Origin of the sequence: Photobacterium sp. GB-50, from assembly GCF_003026755.1 — a bacterium.
Classification (GTDB): Bacteria; Pseudomonadota; Gammaproteobacteria; order Enterobacterales; family Vibrionaceae; genus Photobacterium.
Genome location: NZ_PYNX01000011.1, coordinates 1 through 13,271 on the forward strand (window position 1 = coordinate 1; position 13,271 = coordinate 13,271).

13 protein-coding genes are annotated in these 13,271 nt (G+C 41.7%); 3 read left to right on the forward strand and 10 right to left on the reverse strand.

Going from position 1 to position 13,271, the window contains the following annotated elements:
• Positions 1-175: 175 nt before the first annotated feature.
• The 5 genes from rimI to C9J41_RS14120 form a co-directional block, all read right to left on the reverse strand.
• Complete coding sequence (gene rimI, locus C9J41_RS14100; protein ID WP_107207294.1) at positions 176-631, reverse strand: ribosomal protein S18-alanine N-acetyltransferase; 456 nt, start codon at positions 629-631, stop codon at positions 176-178.
• Positions 621-1,022 carry a DNA polymerase III subunit psi gene (locus C9J41_RS14105; RefSeq protein WP_107260490.1) on the reverse strand — a complete coding sequence of 134 codons (402 nt, stop codon included), beginning with the start codon at positions 1,020-1,022 and terminating at the stop codon, positions 621-623. The genes rimI and C9J41_RS14105 overlap by 11 nt, the downstream gene beginning before the upstream one ends.
• Positions 1,023-1,192: 170 nt before the next feature.
• The gene (locus C9J41_RS14110) at positions 1,193-2,290 is read right to left on the reverse strand and encodes a glycerol dehydrogenase (protein ID WP_107294715.1); all 1,098 of its coding nucleotides are present in this window, start codon (positions 2,288-2,290) and stop codon (positions 1,193-1,195) included.
• Between the two features lie 187 nt (positions 2,291-2,477).
• Positions 2,478-2,981 (reverse strand): GNAT family N-acetyltransferase, encoded by a 504-nt coding sequence (locus tag C9J41_RS14115; RefSeq protein WP_107207291.1) that lies wholly within the window; start codon positions 2,979-2,981, stop codon positions 2,478-2,480.
• The gene (locus tag C9J41_RS14120; RefSeq protein ID WP_107207290.1) at positions 2,971-3,492 is read right to left on the reverse strand and encodes an SCP2 domain-containing protein; all 522 of its coding nucleotides are present in this window, start codon (positions 3,490-3,492) and stop codon (positions 2,971-2,973) included. Before C9J41_RS14120 ends, C9J41_RS14115 begins: the two co-directional genes overlap by 11 nt.
• Positions 3,493-3,719: 227 nt before the next feature.
• Between C9J41_RS14120 and C9J41_RS14125 the strand changes: the two genes are divergently transcribed.
• The 3 genes from C9J41_RS14125 (at position 3,720) to C9J41_RS14135 (ending at position 7,798) form a co-directional block, all read left to right on the forward strand.
• Positions 3,720-5,753 (forward strand): EAL domain-containing protein, encoded by a 2,034-nt coding sequence (locus C9J41_RS14125; RefSeq protein WP_199194442.1) that lies wholly within the window; start codon positions 3,720-3,722, stop codon positions 5,751-5,753.
• 148 nt (positions 5,754-5,901) lie between these two features.
• The gene (locus tag C9J41_RS14130) at positions 5,902-6,909 is read left to right on the forward strand and encodes a peptidase U32 family protein (RefSeq protein ID WP_107207288.1); all 1,008 of its coding nucleotides are present in this window, start codon (positions 5,902-5,904) and stop codon (positions 6,907-6,909) included.
• A gap of 10 nt (positions 6,910-6,919) precedes the next feature.
• On the forward strand, positions 6,920-7,798 hold the full coding sequence (locus tag C9J41_RS14135) for a U32 family peptidase (protein WP_107207287.1): 879 nt from the start codon (positions 6,920-6,922) through the stop codon (positions 7,796-7,798).
• Positions 7,799-7,837: 39 nt separating this feature from the next.
• Here the strand turns inward: C9J41_RS14135 and nlpI are convergent, their stop codons facing one another.
• The 5 genes from nlpI to rbfA form a co-directional block, all read right to left on the reverse strand.
• Positions 7,838-8,758, reverse strand: a complete 921-nt coding sequence (gene nlpI, locus C9J41_RS14140) for a lipoprotein NlpI (RefSeq protein ID WP_107207286.1) — start codon at positions 8,756-8,758, stop codon at positions 7,838-7,840.
• A gap of 131 nt (positions 8,759-8,889) precedes the next feature.
• Positions 8,890-11,016 carry a polyribonucleotide nucleotidyltransferase gene (gene pnp / locus C9J41_RS14145; RefSeq protein WP_369917577.1) on the reverse strand — a complete coding sequence of 709 codons (2,127 nt, stop codon included), beginning with the start codon at positions 11,014-11,016 and terminating at the stop codon, positions 8,890-8,892.
• A 387-nt stretch (positions 11,017-11,403) separates the two neighbouring features.
• Positions 11,404-11,673: a 30S ribosomal protein S15 gene (gene rpsO / locus C9J41_RS14150; RefSeq protein WP_005369538.1), complete on the reverse strand. Its 270-nt coding sequence runs from the start codon at positions 11,671-11,673 to the stop codon at positions 11,404-11,406.
• Between the two features lie 197 nt (positions 11,674-11,870).
• On the reverse strand, positions 11,871-12,821 hold the full coding sequence (gene truB, locus C9J41_RS14155) for a tRNA pseudouridine(55) synthase TruB (protein WP_107287476.1): 951 nt from the start codon (positions 12,819-12,821) through the stop codon (positions 11,871-11,873).
• 2 nt (positions 12,822-12,823) lie between these two features.
• Positions 12,824-13,222, reverse strand: a complete 399-nt coding sequence (gene rbfA, locus C9J41_RS14160) for a 30S ribosome-binding factor RbfA (RefSeq protein WP_105059538.1) — start codon at positions 13,220-13,222, stop codon at positions 12,824-12,826.
• Positions 13,223-13,271 lie beyond the last annotated feature (49 nt).

Consider the following 13,271-nt stretch of genomic DNA (forward strand, 5'->3'; position numbering starts at 1 on the left):
ATTTTCCATCGTTTCATGCGCTTGGTTTAACTCATCAACTAACATATAAAAATCCCTACCAACAAACGTTGGTAGGGATTATTACGCAATCTTAGGATCGTTCAAGTACCTTAAACGATCGGCATTAGAGCATCACGCTCGGCTTTTTTATATCACTTACTCACTGATTATTGGCCTAGCCAAAAGGCATAAACATATACGCCATGATCAAGGCATCTTCACGCCCATTTTCCGTTGGGTAGTAATCAATACGGCGGTTAGTTTCATTAAAGCCTGTTGCTTCATAAAGTTTATACGCACCGGTATTACTCTCTCGGACTTCTAACCAAATCTCTTCCGCTTGCTTGGCTTCTAACGCATCAATAAAACCATTGAGTAACACTTTGCCATATCCCTTTCGTTGATGAGCAGGATCAATAGCAATATTTAACAGTGTTCCTTCACCCGCGACTAATTGACCAAAGCAGTAACCTACTACCTGATCATCAACGACTAACACATAGTTTGCTGCAATACGATTTGGCTCTTTACGGATCATCGACTCTGCCCATGGAAAAGCATGAGCCGCTTGTTCAATACGCCAAACATCATCAACATGCTGGGTGTCTAATGGAATAATTTTATACGTCATAACTACAGATCTGTTGCCATAATGCTTTCTTCGATGAAGGATCATTATGCATTAAGTGTAAAGATACGGAATTTAATACCTGACAGCCTGTCGGGTGAGCCCCTTGGCAACCAGCAAACCAACACCATGTTAAATAATGCTCACCGACTTGTTCAACGGCTTCAAGAGGTAAACATAATGCTTGTTCTGGCGTTAGTTTCATACTGCTCAGGATCCGTCCGAAGAGCCAAGCATCATGCTCATTAAGCTCATCATTGGTTATCAGTAGTAACTTGCAATGTTCAGGTAGATCGATAACAGGGATCTCTTGATTGGGAAATATTTCAGGCCTTCTAACCTGCCAATAAGTGAGTCCCATTTCTTGTAGAACCTGAATATCACGTTGTTTCATTCCACACCTGCTATCTTTTCTATCAATCACAGCATGTCTTGAGCACGCTATGAGGAGCAATGAGCGCAGATCCTACCAAATTACGTATCGGTTGTACTCATAAAGCTTACTCAAAACAGAGATAAAAAAATACCGGCTCTAGGCCGGTATTTCTCTCACATAAAATCAACTTAGTCGTGATAACGTTGTGCTAATTCATTGGCTGCAATCACCGCTTGGTACACTTGCTCCGCACTCACAGCAACAGGCATATTACTCATTGAGCCGCTTGGTGAACAGGCAAGATCAACAATCTGACGCCAATCATCTTCAACCCATTCATTAATACCAAAATCAGCCAATGTCAGTGGTAACCCTGCCATTTTTATCACGTAAATTACATTCTCTATTTCTTCAATATCGGCTTCCTCTAGTACTAATTGTACTAATAGACCAAATGCTACTTTTTCACCATGTTGAATATGTTTAAATTTCTCAAGTGACGACATGCCATTACAAATCGCATGTGCACACGCAATACCGCCTGATTCTGCCGCCACACCACTTAAATATACAATGGCTTCTACCATCTCTTCTAAGGCCGGTGTAACTTCCTGACGACGTAAGGCTTCCATCGCCATTTCAACGTTATCTACAATCAGCTCATAACACATCAGAGCCATACCAAGCCCGGTACGTGACACTCGTTTTTGTACCAGATTTAGTCCTGCAGCATAACAACAAGCACGCGTTTCAAAAAAGGTCGCCAGCGCATCACCAATGCCCGCAGCAAAATATTTTTCCGGTGCTTGAGCAATAATACGAGTATCTGCTAATACCACATCAGGGTTTTGCGGTAATAACAAGTAACGATCAAATTCACCGCTCTCTTTATAAATAACAGACACCGCGGTACAAGGTGCATCACTTGAGGCTATTGTTGGGAAGATCACCACTGATGCATTGCTATAATGCGCAACGGCTTTCGCCACATCCATGGTTTTACCACCACCAATACCAACAACAACATTGGCATTTTGTGTTATGGCTATCTTACGTAAACGTTCAATTTCATTATCAGTACATTCATACTGAAATTTCTCGCAATATACCTTGATCCCCGCGAGTTCTAAACAAGGCAACGCTTCTTGTTGAACACGATCTAAAATGAAATCATCACAAATCAATAAGGCATTATTGCCAAAGTCTTTTATAAAAACATCAAGTTGAGAAAGTAAATCTTGACCAATAATGAATTTTTTTGGCGATGTGATGCTGCGAGGGATCATCGGTGACAGTCCTAATTATATTTATATAAATAACAAACTATCACGATGTAGTAATTAGCTATATGTAGAAATTAGATATCTTACTTCTCAATACTAATGATTTTTCAATATAAAAAGCACAGCGTAGTATCGCTGTGCTTTCATTGTCAGACATTAAAGCATTAATCAATAAATACGTACGATGTATTTATTGTGCGTTGAATTCGTTACAGTATTCAACTTTACCTTGATATTGTGCGACGGATTCAGGAAAAACTTCATAAACCATAAACGTATTTTCTGTATCAGGCAAAGTAGCAGTAAGTTGATGATCAACGGCTTTTGTAAAACCCGCTTTTTCATAATATTCAGAATTTCCCACCGCCACTATAACGGGATAATCAAAATCAGCGAGTACACTTTTTGCTTCTTCAAGCAACGTCAAACCAATTCCCTGATTTTGGTAATCATCACGAACCGCTAAAGGCGCGAGGCCTTGCCAATTGGTGTCAACACCATCAACCGTTACAGGGCTAAAAAAGGCATAACCCACCACTTCACCTTCATCATTACACGCCACCAGCGATAGGGTTCGATTTCCATTTTCGCGTAACGCCATAACAAGTTTAGCTTCAGCATCAGTGGGAAATACGGCTTTTAATAGCGTATCAATCGTTAAGATATCAGCGGGAGCTTCGGATCTAATGAGCATTTAAGGCCTCTTGGGCAGCACTGCGATCATGCATACCTTGATGAATGAAATCGGCAGATTGCTGCAAAATAAATTTCACAGGAGCAGGTAAAGAATCAAGATCGATACTATCCATCAAGTTTTTAACTTCTAGCCCTAACTCAGTATCCCCTTCAATTCGAAGACGACGTTGGAAGAACAGTGTATCAGGATCTTCTTTCCGTGCAGCAATAAGTACTAAATCATTACACTCACCACTGAAACTCACATCTTCTTGTTCACAAGATTCCGCTACAACTAACTTTTCATTTTCGTAACTTATAAACCACTGTAAGCCTAAATCACGCACTTCCACTTTAAGCCAACGATCTTCTAAAAACTCAAAATCACCATCCTCTAGTGCCTCTTTGAAAACCATAGCTAAGCCATCCAACATCACTTTTTTCTGAAGCGAAAAAGGTGTCAGTTTGGCCGGTACACGCAGTAATGAAGGACCATGTTGAACGAGTTGTTTTCGAAGTTGAGCAATCACTATGATTTATTCCTGTTTAAAATCGCACTTAGTCTTCGATTGTATGGCAAGAACGCTATTTCGTTTTATGCCTTGAGTCAAAAAAAATGCTTCTGTTTCAGCAAAGTTGATAATAATTTTCGCTATGTTGTACATATTCGAGTTAGAGTACATAGATAAATGAAAATACGATTGCCTACTATTCAGCAATGCACATATCCGCACAAATCATGGAGAATGGTGACGACATGCCAACAGAGCAACTAGATTATTGGTTTCCTTTGCTGACGGATAATAGCCCCTTCTTTTTTGCCATCCTTGATCGCCAACATAACTATCACTCGGTAAATAATCGCTTTAGTGAAGTTAGTGGTCTTGAGCGAGAAGAATTACTCGGCAATAACGACACCAATGTCTTCGGTCAACATTATTATCACTCCCTTAAACCTTACTATGAACGTGCATTTAACGGCGAAAGTATTGAGGCAGAAGTCGTGCTTAACGATAGCCGACATGAATCAAGTTTACACTTTAGTCTTGCTCCATTATTAGATAGCAACGGCACCGTACAACATATTATTCTACATTCCATTGATACCTCTGAACGCCAGATCCTGATCCATTCATTAGAAGAGACAGAACACCAGTTAACACAATTGAATAACTTGATCACTGAAGGCATTTGTTTAGTTGAAAATAACATTATTATTAATGCGAATGAACAAGCCGCGATCCAACTTGGTTGTCATTCAAAAAAAGAACTACTGGGTCGCCCACTGGATCAACTACTGCACGATAATCAGAAACAACCTTGCACCAGTCATCGCTTAAAAAATAATGATAATAAAGAAACTATCACCTACTTCCCGATTATTCATAACGAACAGACTAAGCCTTTAAAGCTGACCATCTCTCCTGTGAAACAAATGGGGACTGAAGCGTTACTGGTGAAACTCGAAACCATTCAAGAAAAAGACAATAAGCGCCAACAAGGACAAATTGAACAACTAGTACAAATGGATCCATTAACTGGTTTGCTCAATCGTCACGGCTTTACTCGTCAATTAGACCAACTGATGAAAGCAGAAACGCCTGTCGTGATGCTCTATATTGATATTGATAACTTTAAAAATATCAATGATTCACTCGGTCACCACATTGGCGATAAAGTGCTGCAAGAAATTGCACAACGCTTACGTCGATTACTACCTGAAAACGCAATTTTGGGCTATTTAAGCGGTGATGAGTTTGCGATCCTATTACCAAACCCTGAGCATGAACGCACTGGCGAGATTATCTCAGAGCAAATCATAGCGCTGGTTAATCAACCGTTTGAGCTGCGTCACTTTAGAAAGCACTTAGCCTGCTCAATTGGAATGGTCACCTCCCCGGGGCATGGTAATGATGCACGCATGATGCTACAAAATGCCGATACCGCCATGTATGAAGCAAAACATCGAGGTCGAAATCGCTTAGTTGAATTCAATGATGCGATGAGCAAAGAAGCACGAATGCGTTTATGGCTGGAAATAGAGCTACAAAAAGCGCTGCAAAATAATGGCCTCGAAGTTTGGTATCAACCAAAAGTTAATGCCCGTGACTTTGCGATTGACGGCGCAGAAGCGTTAGTACGTTGGAAACACCCTGTCGAAGGCTATATTAGCCCTGCCCAATTTATTCCGGTCGCAGAAAGCTCTGGCTTAATTGAACAACTCGGCTGCGCAGTCATGCGTGAGGTCTTCACCACCGTCAGCCTGTGGAAAAAACGTAAATTGCTAACAGGACGAGTCGCGATTAACTTATCGCCGCAACAGTTTGGTAATTCAGGCTTAATAAACTTTGTTGATAAATTACGTTTATCAACAGATGTCAACCCTGCCGATATTACCTTTGAGCTGACAGAAAGTGCGGTAATGAGTGATGGTGAACATACCATCCAAATGCTCAATGCCATTAAGCAACTTGGCTTTGCACTGTCGATTGATGACTTTGGTACTGGGTATTCGTCACTCTCATATCTTGCGCGTTTTCCGTTAGATGAACTTAAAGTGGATCGCGCGTTTATTCAAGATATCGACACCATTCCTAAACAGGTAACCTTAATTGAAAACATCATCAACTTAGGTAAATCACTAAAAATGAGTGTGGTCGCCGAAGGGATTGAAACCCGTCAACAAGCCACACTGCTATCTAATTTAAATTGTGATTATATCCAAGGTTTCCACTTCTATCGTCCCATGCCAAAGCATGAATTAGAAGCCATTTTACTGCAAAACAAATGAGTCAAAAACACCACAAAAAAAAGGAGCAATAACGCTCCTTTTTATTAATAAAAACAACGAAAACCTGCCTAAAATCAAAGCGCCATAAGATAAAGAATTTTAGTATCAAAGGTCATAATTTTATTCAAAGACTGGATGATAAAAAATAATGGAGCTTCTCTGCCCCGCTGGTAACCTTCCAGCCTTAAAAACCGCAATTGATAATGGTGCAGATGCCGTTTATATCGGTTTCAAGGATGATACTAACGCCCGCCATTTTGCAGGTTTAAACTTTACAGGCCGTAAACTCGAAAAAGCCGTACAGTACGTAAAAGATCACGACCGTAAATTACATATTGCACTCAACACCTTTGCCCATCCCGATGGTTTCAACCGCTGGACAAAAGCGGTAGATAATGCAGCCGCTATGGGGGTTGATGCGCTGATTGTCGCGGATATTGCAGTGCTAGAGTACGCCGCTACAACGTATCCTGACTTAGAACTTCACCTATCAGTACAAGCTTCAGCAACTAACACTGCCGCGATTGATTTTTATAAACAAAATTTCAATATAAAGCGTGTTGTACTGCCTCGGGTTTTATCGATTCATCAAGTAAAACAACTGGCACGTAATACAGATATGGAGCTAGAAGTCTTTGCTTTTGGTAGCCTATGTATTATGTCTGAAGGGCGTTGCTACTTATCGTCTTACATGACCGGTGAATCCCCTAATACTGTAGGCGCTTGTTCACCAGCCAAATTTGTCCGTTGGCAAGAAACGCCACAAGGCTTAGAGTCTCGCTTAAACGAAGTACTGATTGACCGCTATGGCCATGGTGAAAACGCTGGCTACCCTACACTGTGTAAAGGTCGCTTTGATATCAACATTGACGGTGAGAACAAACGCTATCACGCCCTTGAAGAGCCAACGAGCCTCAATACCCTAGAGATTCTTCCTGAGCTATTTAAGGCCAATATCGCCTCAGTAAAAATTGAAGGTCGTCAGCGTAGCCCTGCTTATGTTGAACAGGTCACCCGCACATGGCGTGCAGCGATTGATCACTATTTAGCTAATCCAGAAGGCTACCAAGTAAATCCTGCTTGGAATGCATGTCTTGGTAATGTATCAGAAGGTAAACAAACCACACTCGGTGCTTATCACCGTAAATGGCAATAGGAGCCAAACCATGAAATATTCTCTTGGCCCATTACTTTACTTCTGGCCTAAAAATGATGTTGAAGCGTTTTACCAACAAGCAAAAAACAGCAATGTTGATATCATTTATTTAGGCGAAAGTGTATGTTCAAAACGCCGTGAGCTAAAGCCTGCACAATGGTTAGAGATCGCGAAAGATATTGCCGATAGTGGAAAACAAGTCGTGCTATCGACAATGGCGCTACTCGAAGCGCCAAGCGAAGTGAATATCATGAAAAAGTACATCGATAATGGTGATTTTATCATTGAAGCTAACGACGTCTCTGCGATTCAATTAGCCTCTGAAGCAAAAATTCCTTTTGTCGTTGGTCCTGCGGTTAACTGTTATAACGCCCAAACATTAAACCTGTTTTTAAAACAAGGCATGACCCGTTGGTGTATGCCGGTTGAGTTATCACGTGAATGGTTAAATAACACCTTAATTGAATGTGAAAAACTGGGCATTCGCAATCAATTTGAAACGGAAGTGTTTAGCTATGGCTATCTACCGTTAGCGTATTCTGCCCGTTGCTTTACCGCTCGCGCAGAAAATCGCGCCAAAGATGACTGTGAAACCTGCTGTATCAAGTATCCACAAGGGATCACGGTCAATAGCCAAGAAAACCAAAAAGTCTTTACCCTAAATGGTATTCAGACTCAATCAGGCTACTGCTATAACCTAATAAACGATCTTAAAGGTATGGCTGATATCGTTGATGTCGTGCGTTTAAGCCCACTGGGTCTTGATACATTATCTTTGGTTGATGATTTCCGAGCTAATGAACAAAGTGCAACTCGTCATCAACTAGAGGATAGCCATCAATGTAATGGTTATTGGCATAGCTTAGCTGGATTGAACATCAGCGAGTAATTACTTAAATAAAAAAAGCCGCTAATGCGGCTTTTCTTTTTATCCCCCAGGGACGACAGGGACGGTTTCTTCATTTCGTGTATCAGGGGATTGATCTTGATACGCAGAGTATAACCGACTGAGCTCTAGGAGCGACAACCGGTGTTCAATAAACTCATACACATTCCCCGCTAACGCCAATTTATAGAGCATTACCGCAGTAGAATAATCCTGATTGTTCTGATGTAACTTACCGAGATAAAAATACGCTTCTGTTAAATGTTCAGCAAGTTGATCGTTATTTTCGCTCTGCTGTGCAATATCACTGAGTAATTCTCGCTCTGTAATTTGCCCTAAAAACAGACGTACCAACTGCCATCCCCACGCTTTTTTATCACTGGCATCATAGCGTTGTTTTAATTGAGCTTGCGCCTTCTCAGGGCTTAATTCAACATCATTAAGGTATAGCCAGATCACGCGATACGGATCATTATGATCCTGTTCGTAATGAGGCAAAAGATCTTGATTCGCTAATTCATAGCGCTCACCGTAGTACAGGGCAATACCGCGATTACGTTGAGCATAAAGATGGTTAGGCGCTAACTCTAAGGTAGAATCAAACGCTTCATAAGCCGCATCAAAATGTGCCATTTGGGTAAAATAGACCCCTAACACATTATATAAATCGGGTTGATTCGGCTCTAAATTGAGGGATTTATTAAAATCTAATCGCGCTAAATCACGTAACCCTAAGCTGTCATTAACTAGCCCACGCTCGTAATATATTTTCGCTAATGTTGCCTGTGGAATATCGTCTCGCTGCAAAATTTGATCAATGCGAGCTAATTGAATTTGCTGCTGTAAAGTTGGCTGAAATGGAATAGCCATCGGTGGATGAGTCCACTTGGTTGGCATCGCCGAACAGCCTGTTAGCATCATCGCTACAGTCATAACGGCAAATGTAAAGCGAGTTGCTATCAAAGCGCTTCTCCCTAAGGCTTAATAATCACGATCCTATTGTATTACTCTACACCATAGAACACGGCATGATGTTTTTTAGATAACAAAAAGGGGCTAGATAGCCCCTTTATATCATGCTTTTAGCAAAAAACTTAGCCTTGAGGCTGTTCGTTTTGAGCTGGAGCTTCAGCAGCAGGTGTTTCAACTGCTTCTTTCATGCTTAGACGGATACGGCCTTGACGGTCGATTTCTAGCACTTTAACTTGAACTTCTTGACCCATTTGTAGGTAGTCAGACACTTTCTCTACACGATCTTGTGAGATTTGAGAAATGTGTACTAGACCTTCTTTAGTACCAATCACAGATACAAACGCACCGAAATCAACGATACGCATTACTTTACCTGTGTAGATACGACCTACTTCAACGTCAGCTGTGATTTCTTCGATACGACGGATTGCTTCTTTCGCAGCAGTACCTTCAGTCGCAGCGATCTTCACTGTGCCATCATCTTCGATCTCGATTGTAGTACCCGTTTCTTCAGTAAGTGCACGAATAACAGCACCACCTTTACCGATAACATCTTTGATCTTCTCAGGGTTGATCTTCATCGTATGGATACGAGGAGCGAACTGAGAGATATCTTCACGTGGAGTATTGATTGCGTTATCCATTACGCTAAGGATGTGCTTACGCGCGCCTTTAGCTTGGTTAAGAGCAATCTGCATGATCTCTTTAGTGATACCTTCGATCTTGATATCCATTTGAAGTGCAGTAATACCGTCATCAGTACCTGCTACTTTAAAGTCCATATCACCTAGGTGATCTTCGTCACCAAGGATGTCAGAAAGAACAACGAAATCGTCGCCTTCTTTAACAAGACCCATTGCGATACCCGCAACAGACGCTTTAATTGGCACACCAGCGTCCATAAGAGCAAGAGACGTACCACATACAGAAGCCATTGAAGATGAACCGTTAGATTCAGTGATTTCTGATACTACACGTACTGTGTATGGGAATTCGTCTACAGATGGCATTACAGCAGCAATACCACGCTTAGCCAGTTTACCGTGACCAATTTCACGACGCTTAGGCGAACCTACAAAACCCGTCTCACCTACACAGTATGGAGGGAAGTTGTAGTGTAGTAGGAAGTGATCTTTCGTCTCACCAGTTAGACCATCAATGATCTGTGCGTCACGTTGTGTACCCAATGTTGCAGTAACAAGTGCCTGAGTTTCACCACGAGTAAATAGTGAAGAACCGTGAGTACGTGGAAGGACACCAGTACGTACGTCTAACGCACGAACCATGTCTTTTTCACGACCATCAATACGTGGGTTGCCCGCAATGATGCGACCACGTACAACTGTCTTCTCTAGATCGTGGAAGATAGTGTGGATTTCTTTTGTATTTGCTTCTGCATCTTCAGCAAGAATTGCATCGTTAACTTCACCAGCAATCTCATGAATGCGGTCGTAACGCGCCATTTTCTCAGTGATTTGGTAAGCATCAACAAGCTTAGCTTCAGCAAGCTCTGCGATCTTATTTTTAAGTGCAGTGTTCTCTTGAGGAGCAACCCAATCCCAAGCTGGTGTAGCCACTTCAGCAGCAAACTCGTTGATTGCATTGATAGCAACTTGTTGTTGGTCGTGACCAAATACAACCGCTTGTAGCATTTGCTCTTCAGATAGACGGTCAGCTTCTGACTCAACCATTAGTACAGCATCTTTTGTACCAGCAACAACAAGATCTAGACGGCTTTCTTCTAGCTCAACATTGCTTGGGTTAAGTACGAATTGATCGTTGATGTAACCAACACGTGCCGCACCGATAGGACCATTAAATGGAATACCAGAAATAGCAAGTGCTGCAGATGTACCGATCATAGTTACGATGTCAGGGCTTACTGCAGGGTTAACAGAAACCACAGTAGCGATAACTTGAACTTCGTTTTTGAAATCGTCAGGGAATAGTGGGCGGATTGGACGGTCAATTAGACGTGCAGTCAGAGTTTCGCCTTCAGAAGGGCGACCTTCGCGCTTGAAGAAACCACCAGGAATTTTACCTGCAGCGTAAGTACGCTCTTGGTAGTTCACTGTTAGTGGGAAGAAGTCTTGGCCTTCTACTGCTGTTTTCTTACCAACAACAGAAACGAACACAGAAGTGTCGTCCATGCTAACCATTACTGCAGCCGTCGCTTGACGTGCCATAACACCAGTCTCTAGAGTAACCGTGTGGTTACCGTACTGGAAAGTCTTTACGATAGGATTCACGTGAATTTCCTTAAATATATTCCGCTTTCTATTTGCTTGCTAATTATAACTAAGACAAACAACAGCGTCATGTGATGATATTCACTTTCATGTAATTTCACGTATCGCGACTAAGGAAATATCTCATCATGATGAGGTATTTTATTAGCCGCGACCTAAAGGTCGACGAAAACGACTCGTGATACATAAAAATGGGATTAACTACAGCTTCTCTTTTTATCTATCATATTCCTGCCTTAGCATGCATACAACAAACATAAGATTAACTTCGGTACAGATAGTAGACGAAATTGAGGAAAATAACAGAAGGAAAAATATAAACTGCGGTATGTATTATCTTTTAAAACAAAAAGAAAGGAGCCATAAGGCTCCTTTCTAAAAGCAATCTTAGCGACGTAGGCCTAGACGCTTGATTAGGTCTTGGTAACGATCTAGATTCTTACCTTTTAGGTAATCTAGAAGCTTACGACGACGAGAAACCATACGTAGCAGACCGCGACGGCTGTGGTGGTCGTGTTTGTGGTTAGCAAAGTGACCTTGAAGGTGGTTGATTTGCGCTGTTAAAAGTGCAACCTGAACTTCAGGAGAACCAGTATCATTTTCACATTGTGCGTATTCTGCAACGATTGCTGCTTTAGTTTCTGCATTCAGAGACATAACTCATTCCTAATACAAAGATGTTTTAATTTGTGCCGCCAATCTCTGATTCAGCCGGCACCCAAGCCGCGGATTATACTGATCGATATAGATAACTACAAGCGAATAATTAGTAACCACGACAATAATAAACAATAAATAGAAGTCTTCATTGCATTCTTTAAAAGCAAAGCAGTAAGTGGTTCTACCGTTGTCAATTAATCTTGCTGATGTTCATTCGCCATCACGCGTTTTGGCGCTAGCATACCTTTGAGATCGATAGTACCCACACCAATAAACTCACGCTCAGAACCAACAGAAATGCGTACTAACGTCCCTTTTGCAGGAACATTGTCAGCATGTACCGGATTACCATTAAGCACATGCACCGCAATCTCAGCACTGATATTCACTTCAGGCAAATCTTGTACAGCAGTATCGGTTGGTAGCAATAACGCATCCAGCACAGAGCCTGGTTCTATCTCATTGGCTTTTGCATCATCAAGCATCGCTTGTAACTGCTCAATAGTAACCATGCGTTCGTACGGGAAGTTAGAAACGCCTGTACGACGCAACATAATGACGTGAGCACCACAACCTAACATTTCGCCAAGATCATCAACAATAGTACGAATATAAGTACCTTTTGATACATGAAGTTCCATTTCAACTTCATCATTATCAAAACGCAGTAAATCAACAGAATAAACAGTGATTTTTCGTGATTCACGAGGAACCTCGACGCCTTCACGCGCATATTCGTATAATTTACGCCCTTTGTACTTCAGCGCAGAATACATTGATGGGATCTGATCAGTTGTACCGCGGAACTTATCAATACACGCTTCGAGTTGCTCACGATTAACGTTTACATCACGTGTTTCTACCACTTCACCGTCAGAATCAGAAGTATCTGTACGTTCGCCCAGTTTTGCGATCACACGATAGCGTTTATCAGAATCTAACAAGAACTGAGAGAACTTTGTTGCTTCACCAAAACAGATAGGCAGCATACCCGTCGCCAAAGGATCAAGCGCACCAGTATGGCCCGCCTTTTGAGCAAAAAAGATACGTTTTACTTTCTGTAAGGTATCGTTTGAACTTATTCCCGTAGGCTTATCAACTAAAATGACACCATTAATTGGGCGACCTTTACGACGACGTGCCATGCTTACTCCTCGCCTTTCTCTTCGTCTTCATCACCACGACGATCTTCATCGTCACGTACCGCTTTCGATACTAGGTTTGAAATACGCATACCTTCTGTTAGAGACTGATCAAAAATAAAGTTCAGCTCAGGGGTTACACGTAAACGGATCTCTTTACCTAATAGTGAACGAATGTAAGGCGCCATTTCACGTAATGCTTCTAGGCTACCTTCAGCAGTTTGCTCACCGATTGGGAAAAACGTCACATAGATTTTGGCGTAGTTCATATCACGTGATACATCAACGCTTGAAATCGTTGTCATTGCGATCGCTGGATCTTTGATTTCACGCTGTAGAATTACAGCTAATTCTTTTTGTAGCTGCTGTGCTACACGTTGGGTACGGCTAAATTCTTTTGCCATTTTGTTGCTCTCTCTAAGAATAGGGCTCTTGAAAGAATGGGGAGCCGAA